Origin of the sequence: Mesorhizobium sp. M0077 (genome assembly GCF_040322955.1) — a bacterium.
Taxonomy (GTDB): domain Bacteria; phylum Pseudomonadota; class Alphaproteobacteria; order Rhizobiales; family Rhizobiaceae; genus Mesorhizobium.
In genome coordinates this window covers 1-19,808 of record NZ_JAMYUL010000021.1, presented here as the reverse complement: position 1 = coordinate 19,808, position 19,808 = coordinate 1, and the positions used below count along the sequence as shown (strand labels likewise).

The window sequence follows — 19,808 nt, the reverse complement described above, 5'->3', positions numbered from 1 at the left end:
CGCATGACCCGGAAAACCGGAATCGATTTTCGCCAATCGCAACAGGCTCGGATTGGTCCAAAGCGCTTTGCGTCTCAGTGCTTCAGGTGGATCGTCACCCAGCCTTCGCGATGCAAGGTCCTGACATGCCGGAAATTCTGGCCGACATAGGCCGAGATCACCGCATTGCATTGGCGCTCGAGGATGCCGGACAGCACGATCGAGCCGCCGAGGCTGATGTGCCTGGCCATCTCAGGCGCCAGCCGCATCAGCGGCCGCGCCAATATGTTGGCGACGATGAGGTCGAAAGGCGCGCGCTTGCCGAAGATCGGGTGGTGGAAGCCGGGCGCCGTCACCGTTTCAACCAGCGCCTTGACGTGGTTGAGGCGGGCATTGGCGGCGGCGACCCTGACGGCGATCGGATCGATGTCGGTCGCCAGCACCGGAATATGCGCCAGTTTGGCGACGGCGATCGCCAGCACCGCGCTGCCGGTGCCGAGGTCGAGGGCATTCCTGGGACGTTCGCGGCGCACGACCCGTTCCAGCATTTCGAGGCAGCCGGCAGTGGTCCCGTGATGGCCGGTGCCGAAGGCAAGGCCGGCCTCGATCTCGATGGCGAGTTCGCCGCTGTGGCGCTTCCGGCGGTCATGCGCGCCATGGACGAAGAAACGTCCGGCGCGCACCGGTTTCAGTCCCTCCAGCGAGCGCGCCACCCAGTCGATGTCGGGCAGAACCTCGCGCTCGATCGGCTTCGACAGGGACAGTCCGGCAAGGCTGTCCCTTAGCCGCGCCTCAACTGCGTCGACATTGCCGTCGGTGTAGAGCGAAACCTCGTAGATGTCGCGGTCTTCATCGACTTCGAGCACGGCGATCGGCAGGCCTTCATCCTCGAAAGCTGGCTCGAGCGCGGCAAAGATGCGGTCGGCCTCGATCTTCCCAGCGATGAAGTGGAGCCTGGTCTGACCCATCAGCTGTTCTCTTGCTTGAGCATGATCTCTGGACAACACTTTTCTGTCCGAGAAAACCGGAATCCACGTTTCGGGATCATGCCTAGCCTGCCGCCAGCCGCTTCAGCTTGGCGATCGCGGTATCGGCGCTTTCGCCATAGGCTATGGTGCCCGAAAACTCGCCCTTGGCGTTGAGCAGCAGCGCGGAGGCGGTGTGGTCCATCGTGTAATCGCCGTCGCCGGTGTCGACCTTCTTCCAATAGATGTTGAAGGACTTCGCCATGGCGTGCACCTTGTCGGGATCGCCCGATATGCCGACGATGCGGTCGGAGAAATTGCTGACGTAAGTGTTCATCACCGGCGGCGTGTCGCGCTCTGGATCGACTGTAACGAAGTAGGCGTTGAGGTTCTTGCCGTCGTTGCCCAGCGTCTTCAGCCAGCCGGCCATTTCGAACAAAGTGGTCGGGCAGACTTCCGGGCAATGGGTGAAGCCGAAGAAGACGATGCTGGGTTTTCCCCGGAAGGCGGCTTCGGTGATTGGCGCGCCTTTCTGGTCGACCAGCGTGAATGGCGCGCCATACGGTTCGCCACCATAGTGGCCGCGATAGAAGTCAAAGGTGAGCCAGCCGATGCCCGCCGCCATCAGAACGAGAATGCCGACCAGAATTGAACGCATCATCAGTAATTGTCCGTAGCAGAAATCATCGAGCGCCGGATCGGCGCCTCTCTGCCGGCAGTCTTAGCCGGTCGCAGGGGGCAAGGCAAAGATGCCGCGTTGCCGCAACCGGGCTGGACGCTACCTTGCAAACAGCTGGCCCTTATCCCACCTGAGACCGGCAAACCGAACCTGAGGAGGCTCCCTTGCAAAGACGGACTGGGCAGAGACGGATTGGGCAGAAACTGATCGGCGGCGCGCTGGCCGCATGCATTGCCCTTGGCGCCGGTGCCGCCGCGGGAGAGGAGGTCGGCAAGGTCGGCGTCGATTGGGTCGGCAACGACATCATCGTCGAGGCGATCAAGGACCCCAAGATCGACGGCGTGACCTGCATGTTTCCTATTTCGACCGCAGCGTCATCGACCGGCTGCACAAGGGCAACTGGTTCGAGGATCCGTCTGATTCCTCGATCTCCTGCCGCCAGACCGGGCCGATCACCATCGGCGACATCGACATGAGCGAGGGCGGCGAAGAGGTGTTCAAGCAAGGCATCAGCCTGATCTGGAAGAAGCAGGTGGTGAACCGCATCTACGACAAGAAGAACGAGACGCTGATCTATCTCTCGCATTCGCGCCAGGTGCAGGACGGCTCGGCGAAAATGTCGGTGACGACCGTGCCGCTGTTCGGCCAGAACGTGGTGTGGACCGGCGGCAAGCCGAAATAGCCGGTCGGAGCCGACGCACGATCCACCCGCCTGCGGGTCCGATCGCGACGCGACAATTGCTTCTGCAATTGCGCGGGGGTAAATCCGCCGCATGGACCGTACTGAAAACCTCGTCCTGAAAGATCCGGAGCCGCGCATCCATCCGACCGCGGAGCTGAAAGCGTGCAAGCTTGGCCGCTATGCCTCGATCGGCGAACGGGTGGTGCTGCGCGAGGTCCATGTCGGCGATTTCTCCTATTTCGAGCGCCACGCCGAGGCGATCTACACGACGATCGGAAAATTCTGCTCGATCGCCGCCAACAGCCGCATCAATGCGCTAGAGCATCCGATCGAGCGGATCACGCAGCACAAGCTCAGCTACCGGCCGAACGAGTATTTCCGCTGGCTGGGCGTCGACGCGGCGTTCCGCGCGCGGCGGCAGGCCAAGGCGGTCAGCATCGGCAACGATGTCTGGATCGGCCATGGCGCCGTCATCATGCCCGGCATCAGCATCGGCAATGGCGCCATCGTCGGCGCCAATGCGGTGGTGACGCGGAATGTACCGGCCTACACAATCCTCGCCGGCGTACCGGCGAAGCCGTTGCGCATGCGCTTTCCCTCCGAGATCGCGGCGCGGATCGAAAGCCTCGCCTGGTGGGACTGGCCGCCGGAGAAACTCGCCAAAGCGGTTCCCGACATGCAGGCCTTGCCGATTGAGGATTTCCTCCATCGCTGGGAGCAAGAGCATTCCTGAGAGCTCGCCGCGCGTGCGCGGTTTCATCGACTGGCTGGCCGAAATCCTGGCGCCAAAATTCTGAACGGCACGTGTCGGGAAGAGTTCCGCCGGTCTGCGGCAACGCAACGAACCCCTTCCGCCATGCGGGGGTGGCCCAGCGGAAGGGGCTTGGAGACAAATCCGCGTGAAGCGGAAGGAACAGGTTTTTTGCCTGCATGGTGACTAATGGCAACAAACCGATAAGGCGGCTTTTCACGGCGCTGCGCCTTTGGCGTGCATACAATTGCATCAGCGATGCCCTCTGCGACAGGGAACCGGAAGCGGCTGCCGGTTGTTTATTGTTGGAGCGATGAATGCGGCCTTGGTCAGCTCGTCGCGCTTTGAACGGTCGAGGATGTGAATGATCGAAAAGCTGTTTACCAGAATCGCCAACACCGTTTCGCACTTGGCGGGCCTGCCGCCGACTTTCATCGCCTGCTGCGCCATCGTTATCGTCTGGGCGGTAAGCGGGCCATTCTTCGGCTTTTCCGATACGTGGCAGCTCGTCATCAACACGGGAACGACGATCATCACCTTCCTGATGGTGTTCCTGATCCAGAACACCCAGAACCGCGACGGCGCCGCGGTTCAGGCCAAGCTCGACGAACTGATCCGCGTCAGCGAGGGCCACAATCATTTCATCGGCATCGAGCACCTGACCGAATCCGAGGTCGAGGAGATCAGAGACAAATGCGAGCGGGCGGCAAAACGCCATGACCACGAGCTCGCCGAACTGGCGGGCAAGAAGGCCGTCGCGCAAAAGCGCACCGCGAAAAAACGCGCCCCCGCCTGAGTCTCGGCTTTGGCTGAGTTCGACGGTCAGTTTCCCATAAAGGCCGCGAAAGCGTCCTTATGGTCGGGGTGCCAGCGCGAGAGAGCAGGCCGGTTCTCGATGATGTCGCCGATCGCCCAGGCCATGCGCTTTTCATCGGTCGGCCGCATCACCTCATTGTCGGGGCACAGGATGTAGAAGTCCCCGCGCGCCAGCGAAGCCAGCATGAAGTCGACCACCTGCTCGCCGGTCCAGGCGCCAGCGGGTTTTTCGACCGCTCCTTCGGTGAGGCCGGTGAAGGTGAAGCCGGGAATGAGAAGATGCGCCGCGACCTTCGCGCCCGGCTCGTTGCGCAATGCGTGCGCCAGGCCTTCGGTGAACGTCTTCAATGCCGATTTGGAGACGTTGTAGGCGAGATTGCCGGGTGGCGTGGTGATGCCTTGCTTGGAGCCGGTGTTGATGATCAGGCCCGGCTCTCCGGAGGCCAGCATGGCCGGCGCAAAGGCCTCGACGCCATGTACGACGCCCCAGAAATTGATGTCGATCAGCCGCTTCCAGGCGTCGCCGTTCTCCCACGGTTTTCCCGGATTGTTGCCGACGCCGGCATTGTTCATCAGCAGCGATACGGCGCCGAAAGCGGCATGCGTCTTTTCCGCCAGCCGGCCGAGTTCGTCGGCCTTCGACACGTCGGTGGCGACGGCAAGCACGGCATTCTCGCCGGTGATCGCGGCGACTGCCTGGCGGGCCGCATCGAGGCGCGCGCCGCCAATGTCGGCCAGCACCAGTCTCATGCCCATAGCCGCCAGCCTTTTGGCGGCGGCAAGCCCGATGCCGCTGGCGCCCCCGGTGACGACGGCGACGTTGCCTCGGTTGAGGGCGGGCAAAGCGGATTGGATTTCGGCGTCGGAGGTCATGATCTTTTTCCTAGGGTTCGGGTGGCGCCGAACTTAGCGCGGGACGCGCATCGTGCAAGGCCGTCCCGCGTGTTCGGGTTGACCGCATCAACGGCGGCCGTGCATGCTGCGGCTGAACAGGAGACTGCCGATTGACCGACTGGGTTGCGATCCTGAAGGAGCAGACCGCCACCGGCGACCAGATGGGCCGCGAGGTGCCACAGATGCTTGCCAATCCGGACATAAGCGAAGCGCAGGTGAAGACCTTGTTTTCGGCACTCGAAAAACAGGCCGAGTTCGTCGAGAAATTGCGCATGGCGCTGGAAAAATTCGGCCATGATTTTTCGATCATCAAGGCGGCCGAGCGGCTGGAGGAGCGCTATGCCGACCTTGCGGCGTCGGTTGCCGAAAAGCTGAAGGCGATGCGCAAGTAGAGACGTCCTACGCTACTTTTCCAGCACCCGCGAAAAACGCGTGTCCGGCACGAACCAGACGGCGGCCACCAGCACGAAGATCGCAACGCCGATCCATTGGTTGACGAAGGCAAGCGGGACGGCTGCGGCGTAGAGGGCCACCGAGATCTTGCCCTTGCGGTCATTGCCCAGCGCCTTGGCGAAGGCGGTGTCGTTGCCGTGCAAATGGTGCAGCTTGGTGGCGAGAAAGGTGTAGGCGACCGCGCACAGCACCAGGTCGATGCCATAGACGGCGACGGGGACCGGCGCGAAATGGTTCTCGCCCATGAAGGCCGTCGTTGCCGGCATCAGCGACAACCAGAACAGAAGGTTGAGGTTGGCCCACAGCACGCGGCCGTCGACCCTTTGGACGGTGTGGAACATGTTGTGCAGATTGTTCCAGTAGATGCCGACATTGATGAACGACAAGACATAGCTGAAAAAGATCGGCCACAGCGGCAGAAGCGCTGAAAAATCCTCGCCATGCGGCACTTTCAGCTCCAGCACCATGATGGTGATGATGATGGCGACCACCCCATCGGTGAATGCCTCGACTCTACCTTTTCCCATGGATTCTCCCTCTCGATGGAAAGACGTTAAGCGAGGACTTCGGGCAAGACCATCCTGACAAGGTTGTCAGGATGAAGTTCGGCGCGTGGAACGGCCATCCTTACATGGACGTTGGGGCGCAATTGGGCGTTGGGCGATTGGCCGGAGGTTGCCATGACCAGCTATGCCGAGACCACGACGCGCGACAACGGACTCGATGGCCGGCCCGCGATGGCCGCGGTTGCCGCCATGATCGCCGCGCTGTTCGCCGGCAGCACGGTGCTGACGCCGCTTTACGTCATCTACAAGCAGGCCTTCGGTTTCTCGCAGATCACGCTGACGCTGGTCTACGCCGTCTATGTCGTCGGCAATCTCGGCGCATTGCTGATGTTCGGGCGCTTGTCCGACGGCATTGGCCGCCGTCCTGCGGCGCTGGCGTCGATGGCCATAGCGGTGGTCAGCGCGGTGGTGTTCCTGCTGGCCGAGAATGTCGCATGGCTCGATGTCGCCCGCATATTGAGCGGCCTTGGCATCGGCGTCGGCGCGGGAACCGGCACGGCCTGGCTTGCCGAATTGATCGAAGGTAAGGACAAATCGCGCGCGGCAATCATCGCCACCAGCACCAACTTCGTTGGCCTTGGCCTGGGCGCGCTGGCATCGGGCCTGCTCGCCGAATATGCGCCCTGGCCGTTGAGACTAACGTTTGCGGTCTATCTTGCCTTGCTGGTGGTGGTGACGCTGCTGATCTGGCGTACCCGCGAAACCGTGTCCCGGCCGGGCAGGCTGACCGACGTTTCGTTGCGGCCACGGCTATCGGTGCCGAGCGATATCCGCGCTGCCTTCGTGGCGCCGGCGGTCACCGGTTTCGGCGCCATGGCGCTGGTCGGCTTCTATGCAGCCCTGGCGCCGAGCATCCTGGCGCAGCAACTGCATGTGGCCAACCATGCCGAGGCCGGCGCGCTGTTCTTTGAACTGTCGATCGTTGCGGCCGCGACCATTCTGGCCACGACCCGACTGTCCAGCCGCGCCGGCATGCTGGCCGCGCTGGCGCTGATGATCCCGGCCGTAGGGCTGATGGTTGCGGCTCAGTTTTTCGCGTCGATGTCCCTGATGGTTGCCGCCACCGCTGTGTGCGGCGTGGCGGCGGCGCTCGGCTATCGCGGCGGCCTGCAGGTGGTGAACCAGATCGCACCTGCCGAGCGTCGCGCCGAATTGGTGTCGGCGTTCTTCATCTGCTGCTTCTGCGGCAATGCGCTGCCGGTGATCGGCATTGGGCTGCTGTCGAGTTGGGCCACTCCGACGACGGCAAGCCTGGCCTTCGCCGGCATGATCACGCTGTTCTCTGTCGTAGCGCTGGGGTTCGGCGTCAAATACGTGCGCTGAGCCTCACCCGTTTGGCGTCTCGGGCGCCATGTTTGCCCGTCCGCGCGGGATGCCGAGGCCGGTGTCGGGCGGCTCGCCGGCGGCCGGCCGGTCCTCGATCATGTGCATGGTGCGCCAGCGGCCGAAGCGATAATAGGCGGCGGCCAGCACCAGCGAGGTGATCGATCCCGCCGGAAAACTCCACCACAGCGCTTCCTCGCCGATGTAGCTCCTGAAGAAGTAGGCAAAGCCGGTACGCACGACCAGCACGGAAATCACCAGAATGATCAGCGGCGGCATCACGGCACCGGTGGCGCGCACGGTGGCGAACAGCACGATGGTGACGCCGAACAGGATGAACGACCAGGACGCCACCTTGTTGATGTGGGCTGCAATGTCGATTGCGATGCTGTCGCGGCTAAGGAACAGGCCGAGCACCGGCCTGTCGAAGAGGAACAGCAGCGCCACCAGGGCGCCGGTGAGCACCAGGTTGAAGCCGACGCCGGACGCCGCGATGCGACCGATGCGGTCCCAGCGCCCGGCGCCGACATTCTGGGCCGCCATCGACGAGACTGCGGCTCCGATCGCCAGTGCAGGCATCTGGATATAGGTCCACAGCTGCGCCGCGATGCCGTAGGCGGCGGCGACCTGCGAGCCGTAGGAGTTGACGATGCCCATGACGGTCAGCGCCGCCGCCGAAATGACGATCATCTGCAGGCCCATCGGCACGCCCTTGAAGACGACGATCCTGAGCAGCGCCGGATCCGGCCGCAGCAGAGCGAGGTTGGCGCCGGCGAGCCGCAGCGGATGCTTTCTGGCATAAAGCACGACGAGGATGGCGATCACGCTCACCGTCTGGCCGATCAGCGTCGAGGTGGCGGAGCCGGCGATGCCGAGCTCTGGGAAGGGGCCGATGCCGCGAATGAGCAGCGGATTGAGGATGATGTCGAGCACGACGGCGAGCGCCATGAAGAAGAATGGCGTGCGCGAATCACCCGCACCGCGCAGCACCGTCATGACGAAGGACAGAAGATTCATCATCGGCACGGCGACGAAGATGATACGCAGATAGGAGCGCGCCAGCGGCAGCGCATCGGGCGGGGTGCCCAGTGTGTTGAGGATGGCGTCGACCCAGATCCAGCCGCAGACGGCGAAGATAGCCGAGACGAGGAAGAAGAAGCTGGCGCTGGTGCCGACGATGCGCCGCGCCTCGGGCAGGTCGCGGGCGCCGACCGATTGCGCCACCAGGATGGTCGCGGCCATGCCGATCCCGAACACGGTGCCGAGAATCAGGAACAGCACCAGATTGGCGTTGGAGGTGGCGGTCAGCGCCGATTCACCGAGGAAGCGGCCGACCCAGACGGCGTTGATCGAACCGTTGAGCGATTGCAGCACGTTGGAGCCGAGCACCGGCAGAGCGAACAAAAGCAGCGTGCGCGGAATCGGGCCGCTGGTCAGGTCGCCGGTGCGCCGGCGCGGTGGTATTTTTTCGTCCATGGGCTGTTCGGCGAAGGTTCATCTCAAAGTCCGCCCGGCAATGATCGCCGATTTGACGGACAAGGTCGATGCGGCATTGGAACATGCCACCTGGCGGCTTCACGCTAATCAGTTCTCAAAACATCCGGAATGGGATATGGGTCGTCGCCGCGTGGGGTCGCATATCCTGTTGGATATGATGAATAGGCTGGGGGGATCATGTCCGACAATCCGCTTTTTTCCGAGCGCCTGAACCGGCGCGCGTTTCTTGGAATATCCGCTTTGGGTGCCGCTTCCATGGCGCTTTCAGCCTGCACCACGACCGATGTCGTGGTGCCGCCAACGCCCGCCCCGGCGCCCGAACCGGCTCTGGGCGATGCCGCCACCATGTATTCGGCGCGCGTCGATGAGGGCTTTTCATTGCCGGCAATCCCCGTGGCCAAGCTCGATCCGAAGTTCGTGCGCCAGATCGTGGACGATCCGACCGGCGAAAAACCCGGCACGATCGTCGTCGATACATCCGAGCATTTTCTCTATCTGGTGCGCGACGGCGGCAAGGCAATGCGCTATGGCGTCAGCCTCGGCAAGGCCGGGTTTGGCTGGACCGGCAGCGCCGTGATCCAGGCGCGCAAGAAATGGCCGGTGTGGACGCCGCCGCCGGAAATGATCCAGCGCCGGCCGGAACTGGCGAAATACAAGGACGGCATGCCGCCGGGACCGCAGAGCCCGCTCGGCGCGCGTGCGCTCTATCTGTTCCGCGACGGCAAGGACACGATGTACCGGCTGCACGGCACGCCGGAATGGGATTCCATCGGCAAGAACGCGTCGTCGGGCTGCGTGCGCTTCATGAACCAGGACATCATCGACCTCTACAGCCGGGTCAACGGCGTAGCCCAGGTCTATGTGCGCCCGAACCTGTCGGCCGCGGGCAAGATCATGGCTGTGTCGAGCCGGACCGCCGAGCCGATCGATGCCGGCGTGCCAAGGGATGCGGAGATTTTGAAATAGGTGCCTTCACGGCATCGTTGATCGCCGACAAACGGCTAGAGGCGGACGCGCCGGGCGCGTCCGCCTTTCCGTATACGGCTACTTCTTGGCGAGGCCCGGAAGCATGACCTGATAGACCAGGAACATGGTATCGACATCGGCGCCGTCTTCGGCCTTGTAGGGCGCGCCGACCTGAAAACCGTCCTGGGTGAGAAAGTCGTTATCGTTGCCGACGAACAGGAAATAGTCGTCGGGCAGCGCCGGATCGAGCACGCTGACCACCGACATCGCTTCCCACTTCTCCGACAGATTGTTCTTGTCGTTGGGCTTGCCGTCATGCAGGCCGAAACGGCCGAGTTCCTTGTTGTCGTTGATGTCGATGAACGGCGTCAGCTTGGCCGGCGTCACCGAGGGGTCGAGCACGCCCTTGGGCGCCAGCGGCTTGTCGGCGGCATCGAAGGCGCCGCCGGCAATGTCGGTGGCGCCAGAGACGTCGACGACGAAAATCTGGCGCAGCAGCGAAGTATCGCCCTTCACCCCCTGGCCGTTTCCGCTGTCGCGCGCCAGCATCAGGAAGGTCTTGTCGGACAGCGCCACGATTTCGCTCTGCGCGGCGACCTTGGTCTTGTCCTTGGCGTCCTTGAACACCGGCAGCGGCACGGCATATTCATGCACCAGCTTGAGATGGGCCGGGTCGGAGGCGTCGTAGACCAGCGCGCGGGTGTTCTGGCGCGTCGCGGGCGAATCGCCGCCATCCTGGCGGGGCGCCGACTGCAGCACAGCGATCAGCGACTTGCCGTCCGGCGTCAGCGCCATGCCTTCGAGGCCTTGATTGTTCTGGCGGCCGGTTTCGGGATCCTTCGGATCGGGTTCGGCTGCACCGGGGCCCGGATTGTCGGAGGCGAAGTTCGGCGCGCCCTTGCGCATCGGCACCAAAGCGGCGGGCGGCTGCGTTGCCGACAACAGATGGCCGTCGGCCGAGAAGCGGTAGATGTTGGGGCCGTATTCGTCAGAGATGAACATGGTGCCGTCGGGCAGCCGCGCGATCGCCTCATTGTCGAGCGCCAGCTTGCCATTGGCCTCGGGCAGGATCGGCAGGTCGCCATTGGCCGCGCGCACGCCGTTGAGCGGATCGAGGCCGGTGGCGTCAGCGCCCTTGTCGTCGGTGAGGAGCAGGGAATCGGCAAGCGTCGCCTTGACGCCTGTCTGTTCCTGGCCGGAGGTGGGCGTGGCGCCTAGTGCTACCGGCGTGAATTCGATATGAATAGTGTTGAGGCGCGGCCGGTAATCGGTGGTGCCGACGACATTGTAGCCACGGTCCGGCAGCAACCAGAGCGAGCCCTTGTAGCCGTCCGCGCCACGGGTCCAGCTTGCGGCGTCGATGGACATGCCGGAGCCGGAGCCGAAGGTCTCGCCGAACTTGTCCTTCTGATCGGCCGGGATGCGGCCGACGCCGACCAGGCCCCTTGTTGACGAAGCCGCCAACGGTGGCGGTGCTGTCGGCAAGGGCAGGGGTCAGGGCGGTAAACAGCGCCAGCGCGGCGCCGAGCGACACGGTTCGGTGCGAGATTTTCATGGAGATCCTCTTTGTGACAAGCCTTGAGCGGCGCAAAGGGGCCACCGCATCGCATCGACGATGTCGCCCTCTCGCAAAGCGGTCTAGGACGCGAACATGATACTTGCGTGACAGAGAGGGCCTCTTCCTTCTCCCTTGTAGGAGAGGGAAGAGCGCAATGATCAATCGCTGTCGCGGGCGATCAGCTCCAGCGGCCAGACTTCGCGGATGATGCGCGGACCTTCCGGGCCGGCAAAGGCGGGAAGCGAGGCCAGCAGCATTTCGGCCAGCCGCCGGCCCATCGGCTCCAGCGACGGACGGAAGGCGGTCAGCGCCGGCGAGAAATAACGGCAGAGCGGCGTGTCGACGATGACGATCACCGCGATGTCGTGGCCGGGCCTGATGCCCATCTCGGCCAGTGCCTTGCAGCCGCCGAGCGCCATTGCGTCATTGTTGAAGATGATGGCTGTGGGCCGGTCCTTGGAGAGCATCACGCGCGGCGTCACCTGGTAGCCTCCGGCCTCGTTGATGAAGCCGTCGGCGATCAGGCCGGGGTCGACTTCGATGCCATGCCGCCCCAGCGCCTTGCGGTAGCCGTCGAGGAACAGGTAGCCGAAGTTGAGATCCAGCGAAGGGCGGATGGCGGCAATGCGGCGGTGGCCGCGCGCGACCAGCCGGTCGACGGCTTCATCACCCGCCCTCTCGAAATCGATATCGAGCGAAGGATAGGTGTCGTCGCCGGATTGACTTCGGCCAAGCGTGGCGAAGGGAAAGCCAGCCTTGCTGAGATAGTCGATCCGATCGTCTTCCCGCCGTGTATTGGCCAACACGACCGCGTCGGCTCGGCGCGTCTCAACCACGCGGCGCAGCCTCTCCTGCTGATATTGGCCGGGCTCGCCCATGACGACCATCAGATCCAGGTCATACTCGGCCAGTCGGCCCTGCAGACCGATCAGGAACGGGATGAAGAAGGGTTCGCCATATTGCTGGTCGCCCGGATGCGGCTGCAGCATGAAGGCGATCGAATGGGTGGTGCCTTGCCGCAGACTGCGGCCGGACTGGTTGGGCGAATAGTTCAATTGCTTGGCGGCGGCGAGCACGCGCTGGCGGGTGTCGGCATTGACGTCGGCGCGGCCGTTCAGCGCCCGCGACACGGTGCCGATCGAAATGTTCAGGTGACGCGCAAGGTCATGGATGCTGGACGCCAAGGACAGTTCTCCCCCTGTCTTGGCTAGCACCGGCTGCCGCCCAGGCCAAGGCTTCGGGATGATTTTCGCTGGCAGCCGATTGACATTCTACGCCATCGGGTGTGTTCTCGTAAACGTTTACGGAGAAACGTTTACGGTGATGCCGGAAATGCCGTGACATTCGGTCTGGAGGGACCGGACGGGAGGAATGCCGGATGATGAATGCCGTCCTCGTCGGCTGTGGTGCGATGAGCAAGGCCTGGCTCGATGCCGCGAGGCAGATCGACGGGCTGGCCATTGTCGGCCTTGTCGATCTCGACGCCGAACGGGCGAAGGCGAGGGCGCACGAATACGGGCTCGACGGCGCGGTCATCGGCACCAGCCTCGACGCGGTGCTCGACCAGACCAGGCCCGACGCGGTGTTCGATGTCGTGGTTCCAGCCGCCCGGCGTGATGTCGCCTTTGCCGCCTTTGCCCATAATTGCCATCTGCTGACGGAAAAGCCGCTGGCCGATACTCCGGAAAATGCGCGCGCCATCGTCGATGCGGCGCGTAACGCGGGGCGCGTCCATGCGGTCGTGCAGAACCGCCGCTACGTCGCCAATGTCCGGCGCATCAGGCGCTTTCTCGACTCCGGCGCCATCGGCAAGCCGACCAGCATCCATGCCGACTTCTTCGTCGCGCCGCATTTCGGCGGCTTTCGCGAGGAGATGGCCCATGTGCTCTTGCTCGACATGGCGATCCACACATTCGACGCCGCCCGCTACATGGTCGCAGGCGATCCCGCCGGTGTCTTTTGCCAGGAATGGGAGCCGGCCAATTCCTGGTACCGGCAGGGATCGTCGGCCAGCGCTATCTTCGATCTCGGTGGCGGCAAGCGGTTCACCTATGCAGGCTCTTGGTGCGCGGCGGGCTTCCGCACCAGTTGGGAGAGCACATGGCGCATCGTCGCCGAGCACGGCAGCCTGGTCTGGGACGGCGAGGACGGGCTGAAGGCCGAGGTTGTGTTGTCGGTCCGCGACGGCCTGTTCGACCTGACCCAGCCCATCACAGTACCGCCGCTCGATTCCGCCGACCGCGTCGGCGGTCATCTCGGCATCATCAAGGATTTCATCCACGCCATCGAGACCGGCAGCGAGCCGGAAACCCGTGGCAGCGACAACATCAAAAGCCTGGCCATGGTTTTCGGCGCCATCGAAAGCGCCGAGACCGGACGGCGCGTCGCAATCACACAGGAAGCATCATGATGCCAAACCCGCTTCTCGACATCCGCATCGGCACCATGGTGCGGGCCAATCTCGAAGACCCGGCCGCCTACATCAAAGAGATTCTGCCGCTCGGCTTCGAGAGCATCCAGCCCTTCTTCTGGCAGACGCTGGGCGGCAAGGATTTGGCGCGGCTCGCCGGTGAGATTGGCGAGGCGATCGGCGATGCCGATGTCGCCGTGTCGTCGATCGGCGTGTTCGGCAATCCGCTGGAGGATGGCGAGGTCGATCGCGGCGTGCTCGCGGCCTGGGAAACCGTCATCGACAACGCGCATCTGTTCGGCGCCTCGACGGTCAGCGGCTTCACCGGCCGCCTTCGCGGCAAGAAGCTGACCGACAGCCTGCCGCGCTTCCGTGAGGTCTGGGGACCACTGGCCAAGCGCGCCGCCGACAAGGGCGTGCGCATTGCCTTCGAAAATTGCGCCATGGATGGCAACTGGGCGGCCGGCGACTGGAACATCGCCCACAATCCCGATGCCTGGGAGTTGATGTTCAACGAATTGCCCGACGACAATCTCGGCCTCGAATGGGAGCCCTGCCACCAGCTTGTCTACCTCATCGACCCGATGCCGCAGATCCGCAAATGGGCGCCGCGCATTTTCCATGTCCACGGCAAGGACGCGACGGTGCGCTGGGATGTGATCCGCGAGCACGGCGTGTTCGGCAAGCTGCCCTTCGTGCAGATGCGCACGCCCGGGTTTGGCGACAGCGACTGGACGCGGGTGATCAGCGAATTGCGGCTGGCCGGTTACAAGGGCGCCATCGACATCGAGGGCTGGCACGACCCGGTCTATCGCGGCGACCTCGAAATCACAGGCCAGGTGCGCGGGCTGGAATACCTCAAGCAATGCCGGGGAGGAGCGACCTACCTGCCGAACCCGGCGTGACCGAGGGCCGGTGGGAGGAGCCGGCCTGACAGATTGCCAAGCACTGCCGACAAGCACTGCCGACAGGCGAACGACGAAACCCCTCGGCTCACCGAGGACAAAAGGGAGGAACGTGCATGAGCATCGCAATGAGAACGACACTTCTGCGCTCGACCGTCGTGGCCGCCGCCACGGCGCTGTGCGCTGCCATCTCCACTCTGCCGGCGCAGGCGCTCGACGCCCAGTGGTGCAAGGATGTCCACATCCGCTTTTTCGTCGGCGGCGCCGAGGGCGACGCTTTCGGCACCATCGTCTACAATGGCGCCAAGCAGGCGGCGTCCGATCTCGGGCCGAAGGTCGACTACATCTTCTCGCAGTGGGACGTCGAGAAGATGGTGCAGCAATTGCGTGAGGCCGTCGCCGTGAAGCCAAACGGCATTGCCATGATGGGCCATCCGGGCGACGCCGCGATCATGCCGCTGGCCGAACAGGCGCATAAGGACGGCATCAAGATGATGTACCAGAACGTGCCGGTGCCGAAGGTGGTGGACGCGTTCGGCGGCGGCTATGTCGGCGCCCAGCAGGAGCAGCAGGGCCGCGCGCTCGGCACTGAGGCGTTCAAGCTCGGGAAGCTCAAGTCCGGCGACAAGGCAATCATGATCGGTCCGTTCGAGAACGAGGCCCGCGGCGCGCGCGAGCGCGGCACGGTGGCAGCACTCAAGGAAGCCGGCGTCGAGGTCATCCAGCTGTCGTCGCCGCCGAGCGGCGAATGGGCGTCCGACCCCAATCTGGCGATACCGGTGATCACCGCGGCCCTGCTCAACAATCCCGACGTCAAGGCGGTCGGCTATCCCGGCGGCCAGATGCTGGGCAACGTCGCCACCTACATGCAGGCGGCAGGACGCAAGCCCGGCGACATCTTCAACTTCGGCTTCGATACCAGCCCGCAGATCGTCGAGGCGTTCAAGGGCGGCTGGGTGCAGCTGACGGCTGATCAGCAGCCGTTTCTGCAAGGCTATCTGCCGATCCTCAGCCTTTGCCAGCAGGTGGTGCTGGGCCTGGCGCCGATGAATGTCGACACCGGGGCGGGCTTCGTCACGCCGCAGAATTACGAGATCGTCGCCGAGCTCGCCAAGCAGGCGCTGCGCTGACCTCCCAAACTGCCGGCTGGGCGCAAGCCCGGCCGGCAGGACCGCCGGCACCAGGCCGGGATGATACCACAGGAGCGAGGATCGCCATGGCCGAACGCATCATCGAACTGCGCGACATCAGCAAATCCTATGGCCAGGTCTATGCGCTGGGCGGGGTCAATCTCTCGGTCGACCGCGGCGAGGTGGTTGGCCTGATCGGCGACAATGGCGCCGGCAAATCGACGCTGATCAAGATCCTGTCCGGCGTCGTCAAGCCGACCAGCGGCGAGATCCTGGTGCGCGGCAAGCCGGTGACCGGCTGGAGTGCGGCACGCTCGCGCGACGCCGGCATCGAGACGGTCTTCCAGGATCGGGCGCTGGCCGTGCAGCAGACCATTGTGCGCAACATCTTCATGGGCCGCGAACTCACCGGCTTCATGGGCTTTCTGAAGGTCAATAAAGAGATAGAGGAGGCGAGCCGGCTGATGCGCGAGATCGGCTTCACCTCGAAGGTGTTCACGCCGCACTCGATCGTCGGCCAGCTCTCGGGCGGCGAGCGCCAGGGCGTGGCGATCGCGCGCGCCATCTACAAGCAGGCCGAGCTGATCATCCTTGACGAGCCGACGACGGCGCTGTCGCTGACCGAGACCGCCAAGGTCTTCCATTTCGTGCGCCAGGTGCGGGCGAGCGGCCGTTCGATCCTGTTCATCGGCCACAACATCCACCATGTCTTCGACATCGCCGACCGCTTCGTGGTGATTGACCGCGGCAAGGTGGCGCTGACCGCCGATCGCACCGAGGTCAAGTCGGCCGAAGAGCTGATCAATTTCATGGAAGACGTTGCGCATCCCGGAGGATTGCCGGGGCTGCACGAGGCCGGCGACACGGAGAGGGCAGCACGATGAGCAAGACCATGGAACCCGATCTGCAGAGCCCTCTTGGCGGCAAGGCGGCCCGACCTGAGTGGAAGCACCCGTCCGACCATTGGCTGCGCGGTTTCGTCATCGACAACCGCGCAGCGCTCGGCACGCTCGCCGTGTTCATCATCATGATGGCGGCGTTCCTGATCGCCAACCCGACCGTGTTCACCACCTGGTATCTCTACAGATCCGTGCTGACCACGCTGCCCGTTGCGCTGTTCGTGGTGGTGCCGCTGGTCTTCGTCGTCACCTGTGGCGAGATCGACCTGTCGTTTCCCGCAACCATGGGCTTTGCCTCCTGGGTGTTCGCGCTGGTGGTGCAGGCCGGCTACGATCCGTTTCTCGGCATCGCAGCGGCGATTCTCACCGGCACGCTGCTCGGCTTTCTCGTCGGATCCCTGGTCGTTTATGGCGGGCTGTCGTCGCTGATCGCCACGCTCGGCATGAATTTCCTGCTGCGTGGGCTGATCCAGATCATCAACGAGGGCAGGTCGACGGCATTGACCGGTCTCAGCGACAGCTGGGCGTACACCATCTTCTCCAGTCAGGTGTGGGGTTTTCCGGTACAGGTCTTCTGGGCACTCGCCTTCGTCATTTTGTCGGCAATGCTCTACAACCGGCACCGCTTCGGCGCGCAGGTGAGGGTGGTCGGCGACAACCCCGACAGCGCCCAGCAGATGGGCATCGACGTCAAGCGTGTGCGGGTGAAAGTGTTCATCTTCACCGGCATCGGGGCTGCGATCGCCGGCACGTTTTCGGTGATGATCAACTTCACCTGGTGGCCGACCGCGGGCGACGGCTATCTCTTGCCGGTGCTGGCTTCGGTGTTCGTCGGCGGCACGCCGACCTGGGGCGGCATCGGTACGGTTGCCGGTGGAGCGATCGGCGCGGTCACCGTGTCGTTCATCCAGACCGGCGTCGTGGCGGCGGGCCTGAGCGGCTTCTACGTCCAGTTCTTCAACGGGCTGATCATCATCCTGTCGCTGCTGGGGCACAAGTGGAACCAGGCGCGGTACAGGTGAGGGGGGCTAAATTGACGGGGACGCTCATGTTGCGGACCGCATGCCCCGACGACTGGGCAGACGCCCGTCGCTTCGTCATTCTAGGGCGGAGCAGGAGCGAAGCTCCGTCGCGTAGACCCTGGAATCCATTCCGCGACCTTGGAGTGCAGCTGCGCAGGATTCCGCACCGTGGCAACGCGTTGAAGACGCGGGATGGATCCTCGGGTCTACGCTGCGTCGCTACGCTCCTTGCTCCGCCCGTGGATGACGAGGCGGGGAGGGCTCCGCCAGACTACAACAATGTGGTCGCTTGTAGGACAACAGGACAAGCGGGCGCTCACACCGCCGCCACAAACCCGTCCAGCACGCGTTTCTGGCCGGCCTTGTCGAAGTCGATGGTCAGCTTGTTGCCTTCGATGTTGGAGATGTTGCCGTTGCCGAATTTCTGGTGGAAGACGCGGTCGCCGACGCTGAAGGGCGACGGCGTGTCGGCGACGGATTTGGCGACCAGTTCGCCGTCAATGGTGCGGCCTTTGACGCTGGTTCGGCCGGCGCCGTAGCCGGAGTCGGTCTCGCCATAGCCGATGCGCTCGACCTGGTGGCCGGAGCGCGAGCCCCAGTTGCGGTCGGTCGCCTCGGTGCGGTTGGCCTGCGCGCGCTGCCAGCCGGGCGTCGCATAGGTGTTGGAGAAGGCGCCGGATTTTTCCGCGCCGACATTGTCGAAGCGCGAGGCGCCGTAGGGGTTCTGCCGCCCTGCGCCCTGGCCGCCACGGCCCGACGCGAACGAACCGCCGCCATAGGAATTGCCGTAGCCGCCATAGGAGTTGCCGCTTTCGGCGACCTCGACATGGGCTTCCGGCAGTTCGTCCAGAAAGCGCGACGGGATGGTCGACTGCCACAGGCCGTGGATGCGGCGGTTGGAGACGAACCACAGATGCAGGTTCTTCTTGGCCCGGGTCAGGCCGACATAGGCGAGACGGCGCTCTTCCTCCAGGCCGGAGCGGCCGCCTTCGTCCAGCGCGCGTTGGTGCGGGAACAGGCCTTCCTCCCAGCCGGGGAGGAACACGGTCTCGAATTCGAGGCCCTTGGCCGAATGCAGCGTCATGATGTTGACGGCGTCAAGCTCGGCGTTCTGCTCGGCGTCCATGACCAGGGCGACATGTTCGAGGAAGGAGCGCAGCGATTCATACTCCTCCATGGAGCGGATAAGCTCTTTCAGGTTTTCCAGCCGGCCCGGCGCCTCGACCGAGCGGTCGTTCTTCCACATGTCGGTGTAGCCGCTCTCCTCCAGAATGGTCTCGGCGAGTTCGGTGTGCGGCGTGGTTTCCAGCGCCTTCTGCCAGCGCTCGAAATTGGCCGCCACTTCGCGCAAGGCCGCGCGGGGCTTGGGCTTCAGCTCGTCGCTTTCTGCGAGCTTGGCGGCTGCCTCCAGCATCGGGATGCGCAAGCTCCGCGCCGTGTCGTGGATCTGGCGGATGGTGGCTTCACCCAGGCCGCGCTTGGGGACATTGACGATGCGCTCGAAGGCGAGGTCGTCGGCGCCCTGCGCGACGACGCGGAAGAAGGCCAGCGCATCGCGGATTTCCATGCGCTCGTAGAAGCGCGGGCCGCCGATGACGCGGTAATTGAGGCCGAGCGTGACGAAGCGGTCTTCGAATTCGCGCATCTGGAAGGAGGCGCGGACCAGGATGGCCATGTCGTTGAGCTTGTGCTTGGCACGCTGGTAGGTCTCGATGGTCTCGCCGACGGCGCGCGCTTCCTCCTCGGAATCCCAAGCGGCGTGGACATGCACCTTCTCGTCGTCCTCGGCGACCTTCTCGGTGAACAGCGTCTTGCCGAAGCGGCCCTCATTGTGGGCGATGAGGTGCGAGGCGGTGCCGAGGATGTGCGCGGTCGAGCGATAGTTGCGCTCCAGCCGGATGATGGTGGCGCCCGGGAAATCCTTGTCGAAGCGCAGGATGTTGTCGACCTCGGCGCCGCGCCAGCCATAGATCGACTGGTCGTCGTCGCCGACGCAGCAGATGTTGACTTTGTTTTCGCTCACGGGCCGTTCCGCGCCTGCCGGCGCGGGCCCTCCGCCCCCTCTTTTTTGCGCGCCTTCGGCGTCGCGGGAGTCGCCTCGCAACGGCTCGGACGCCCGGTCGGGCTTGCGGCCTTCGGCCGATCGCGCTTTACCCTCCCCTGGATGGGGAGGGTCGCCGCGAAGCGGCGGGGAGGGGTGACTGGCGCCGGCGCTGCCACCCCCCCCCCGCGGGGCCGGGGGCGGGCGGCCCCCCCCCCCGCGGGGGGGGGGGGGGTGGAAAAACGCGGCCCCCGCCCACCAAGAGGGAGAGG

Annotated in this window: 16 protein-coding genes and 3 pseudogenes; 11 read left to right on the top strand and 8 right to left on the bottom strand. The window is 64.3% G+C overall.

Going from position 1 to position 19,808, the window contains the following annotated elements; translation table 11 throughout:
• Nucleotides 1-74: 74 nt before the first annotated feature.
• Together NKJ57_RS27895 and NKJ57_RS27890 are read right to left on the bottom strand one after the other, a co-directional pair.
• On the bottom strand, nucleotides 75-947 hold the full coding sequence (locus NKJ57_RS27895; protein ID WP_023682125.1) for a 50S ribosomal protein L11 methyltransferase: 873 nt from the start codon (nucleotides 945-947) through the stop codon (nucleotides 75-77).
• Nucleotides 948-1,029: 82 nt separating this feature from the next.
• Nucleotides 1,030-1,605, bottom strand: a complete 576-nt coding sequence (locus NKJ57_RS27890; RefSeq protein WP_023712445.1) for an SCO family protein — start codon at nucleotides 1,603-1,605, stop codon at nucleotides 1,030-1,032.
• 182 nt (nucleotides 1,606-1,787) lie between these two features.
• Between NKJ57_RS27890 and NKJ57_RS27885 the strand changes: the two are divergent.
• The 3 genes and pseudogenes from NKJ57_RS27885 (at nucleotide 1,788) to NKJ57_RS27875 (ending at nucleotide 3,852) form a co-directional block, all read left to right on the top strand.
• Nucleotides 1,788-2,305, top strand: a pseudogene (locus NKJ57_RS27885) (CreA family protein).
• Nucleotides 2,306-2,396: 91 nt separating this feature from the next.
• A complete protein-coding gene (locus NKJ57_RS27880; RefSeq protein WP_352513488.1) occupies nucleotides 2,397-3,038 on the top strand; it encodes a DapH/DapD/GlmU-related protein in 642 nt (213 codons plus the stop codon).
• A 382-nt stretch (nucleotides 3,039-3,420) separates the two neighbouring features.
• Nucleotides 3,421-3,852: a low affinity iron permease family protein gene (locus NKJ57_RS27875; protein WP_023750938.1), complete on the top strand. Its 432-nt coding sequence runs from the start codon at nucleotides 3,421-3,423 to the stop codon at nucleotides 3,850-3,852.
• 26 nt (nucleotides 3,853-3,878) lie between these two features.
• On the opposite strand, the gene NKJ57_RS27870 is transcribed toward NKJ57_RS27875, so the two are convergent.
• Complete coding sequence (locus tag NKJ57_RS27870; RefSeq protein WP_023815565.1) at nucleotides 3,879-4,745, bottom strand: SDR family NAD(P)-dependent oxidoreductase; 867 nt, start codon at nucleotides 4,743-4,745, stop codon at nucleotides 3,879-3,881.
• A gap of 131 nt (nucleotides 4,746-4,876) precedes the next feature.
• Between NKJ57_RS27870 and NKJ57_RS27865 the strand changes: the two genes are divergently transcribed.
• Entirely contained in the window at nucleotides 4,877-5,158 is a 282-nt protein-coding gene (locus NKJ57_RS27865; protein ID WP_023668298.1) for a hypothetical protein, read from the top strand.
• 12 nt (nucleotides 5,159-5,170) lie between these two features.
• Here NKJ57_RS27865 and NKJ57_RS27860 read toward each other — a convergent pair whose 3' ends face one another.
• Nucleotides 5,171-5,746: a TMEM175 family protein gene (locus NKJ57_RS27860; RefSeq protein WP_023682120.1), complete on the bottom strand. Its 576-nt coding sequence runs from the start codon at nucleotides 5,744-5,746 to the stop codon at nucleotides 5,171-5,173.
• A gap of 153 nt (nucleotides 5,747-5,899) precedes the next feature.
• Here NKJ57_RS27860 and NKJ57_RS27855 point away from each other — a divergent pair, with 153 nt between their 5' ends.
• Nucleotides 5,900-7,108 (top strand): MFS transporter, encoded by a 1,209-nt coding sequence (locus NKJ57_RS27855; RefSeq protein WP_352513489.1) that lies wholly within the window; start codon nucleotides 5,900-5,902, stop codon nucleotides 7,106-7,108.
• A gap of 3 nt (nucleotides 7,109-7,111) precedes the next feature.
• On the opposite strand, the gene NKJ57_RS27850 is transcribed toward NKJ57_RS27855, so the two are convergent.
• Nucleotides 7,112-8,584 (bottom strand): MATE family efflux transporter, encoded by a 1,473-nt coding sequence (locus NKJ57_RS27850; RefSeq protein WP_023746911.1) that lies wholly within the window; start codon nucleotides 8,582-8,584, stop codon nucleotides 7,112-7,114.
• A 198-nt stretch (nucleotides 8,585-8,782) separates the two neighbouring features.
• Between NKJ57_RS27850 and NKJ57_RS27845 the strand changes: the two genes are divergently transcribed.
• The gene (locus tag NKJ57_RS27845) at nucleotides 8,783-9,571 is read left to right on the top strand and encodes a L,D-transpeptidase (RefSeq protein WP_023668302.1); all 789 of its coding nucleotides are present in this window, start codon (nucleotides 8,783-8,785) and stop codon (nucleotides 9,569-9,571) included.
• Between the two features lie 78 nt (nucleotides 9,572-9,649).
• On the opposite strand, the pseudogene NKJ57_RS27840 reads toward NKJ57_RS27845, so the two are convergent.
• Together NKJ57_RS27840 and NKJ57_RS27835 are read right to left on the bottom strand one after the other, a co-directional pair.
• A pseudogene (locus NKJ57_RS27840) lies at nucleotides 9,650-11,126 on the bottom strand (esterase-like activity of phytase family protein).
• Between the two features lie 161 nt (nucleotides 11,127-11,287).
• Complete coding sequence (locus NKJ57_RS27835) at nucleotides 11,288-12,313, bottom strand: LacI family DNA-binding transcriptional regulator (protein WP_352513490.1); 1,026 nt, start codon at nucleotides 12,311-12,313, stop codon at nucleotides 11,288-11,290.
• A 194-nt stretch (nucleotides 12,314-12,507) separates the two neighbouring features.
• Between NKJ57_RS27835 and NKJ57_RS27830 the strand changes: the two genes are divergently transcribed.
• From NKJ57_RS27830 to NKJ57_RS27810, 5 genes are all read left to right on the top strand, one after another.
• Nucleotides 12,508-13,539 carry a Gfo/Idh/MocA family protein gene (locus NKJ57_RS27830; protein ID WP_352513491.1) on the top strand — a complete coding sequence of 344 codons (1,032 nt, stop codon included), beginning with the start codon at nucleotides 12,508-12,510 and terminating at the stop codon, nucleotides 13,537-13,539.
• Nucleotides 13,536-14,444 (top strand): sugar phosphate isomerase/epimerase family protein, encoded by a 909-nt coding sequence (locus NKJ57_RS27825; RefSeq protein ID WP_023750934.1) that lies wholly within the window; start codon nucleotides 13,536-13,538, stop codon nucleotides 14,442-14,444. The genes NKJ57_RS27830 and NKJ57_RS27825 overlap by 4 nt, the downstream gene beginning before the upstream one ends.
• A 116-nt stretch (nucleotides 14,445-14,560) precedes the next feature.
• A complete protein-coding gene (locus tag NKJ57_RS27820; protein ID WP_023699592.1) occupies nucleotides 14,561-15,574 on the top strand; it encodes a substrate-binding domain-containing protein in 1,014 nt (337 codons plus the stop codon).
• A gap of 86 nt (nucleotides 15,575-15,660) precedes the next feature.
• Nucleotides 15,661-16,458 carry an ATP-binding cassette domain-containing protein gene (locus tag NKJ57_RS27815; RefSeq protein WP_023705531.1) on the top strand — a complete coding sequence of 266 codons (798 nt, stop codon included), beginning with the start codon at nucleotides 15,661-15,663 and terminating at the stop codon, nucleotides 16,456-16,458.
• Entirely contained in the window at nucleotides 16,455-17,495 is a 1,041-nt protein-coding gene (locus NKJ57_RS27810) for an ABC transporter permease (RefSeq protein WP_352513492.1), read from the top strand. The genes NKJ57_RS27815 and NKJ57_RS27810 overlap by 4 nt, the downstream gene beginning before the upstream one ends.
• 316 nt (nucleotides 17,496-17,811) lie before the next feature.
• On the opposite strand, the pseudogene NKJ57_RS27805 reads toward NKJ57_RS27810, so the two are convergent.
• Nucleotides 17,812-19,652 (bottom strand): annotated as a pseudogene (locus NKJ57_RS27805) (ATP-dependent helicase); the annotation flags it as partial.
• Between the last annotated feature and the right edge of the window lie 156 nt (nucleotides 19,653-19,808).

Excerpts from the sequence above, each read along its gene's own strand:
- NKJ57_RS27895 (WP_023682125.1), bottom strand. The coding sequence starts at position 947 with ATGGGTCAGACCAGGCTCCACTTCATCGCTGGGAAGATCGAGGCCGAC.
- NKJ57_RS27810 (WP_352513492.1), top strand. The coding sequence starts at position 16,455 with ATGAGCAAGACCATGGAACCCGATCTGCAGAGCCCTCTTGGCGGCAAG.
- NKJ57_RS27880 (WP_352513488.1), top strand. The coding sequence starts at position 2,397 with ATGGACCGTACTGAAAACCTCGTCCTGAAAGATCCGGAGCCGCGCATC.
- NKJ57_RS27890 (WP_023712445.1), bottom strand. The coding sequence starts at position 1,605 with ATGATGCGTTCAATTCTGGTCGGCATTCTCGTTCTGATGGCGGCGGGC.
- NKJ57_RS27850 (WP_023746911.1), bottom strand. The coding sequence starts at position 8,584 with ATGGACGAAAAAATACCACCGCGCCGGCGCACCGGCGACCTGACCAGC.
- NKJ57_RS27845 (WP_023668302.1), top strand. The coding sequence starts at position 8,783 with ATGTCCGACAATCCGCTTTTTTCCGAGCGCCTGAACCGGCGCGCGTTT.
- NKJ57_RS27870 (WP_023815565.1), bottom strand. The coding sequence starts at position 4,745 with ATGACCTCCGACGCCGAAATCCAATCCGCTTTGCCCGCCCTCAACCGA.
- NKJ57_RS27830 (WP_352513491.1), top strand. The coding sequence starts at position 12,508 with ATGATGAATGCCGTCCTCGTCGGCTGTGGTGCGATGAGCAAGGCCTGG.
- NKJ57_RS27815 (WP_023705531.1), top strand. The coding sequence starts at position 15,661 with ATGGCCGAACGCATCATCGAACTGCGCGACATCAGCAAATCCTATGGC.
- NKJ57_RS27855 (WP_352513489.1), top strand. The coding sequence starts at position 5,900 with ATGACCAGCTATGCCGAGACCACGACGCGCGACAACGGACTCGATGGC.
- NKJ57_RS27875 (WP_023750938.1), top strand. The coding sequence starts at position 3,421 with ATGATCGAAAAGCTGTTTACCAGAATCGCCAACACCGTTTCGCACTTG.
- NKJ57_RS27825 (WP_023750934.1), top strand. The coding sequence starts at position 13,536 with ATGATGCCAAACCCGCTTCTCGACATCCGCATCGGCACCATGGTGCGG.
- NKJ57_RS27820 (WP_023699592.1), top strand. The coding sequence starts at position 14,561 with ATGAGCATCGCAATGAGAACGACACTTCTGCGCTCGACCGTCGTGGCC.
- NKJ57_RS27860 (WP_023682120.1), bottom strand. The coding sequence starts at position 5,746 with ATGGGAAAAGGTAGAGTCGAGGCATTCACCGATGGGGTGGTCGCCATC.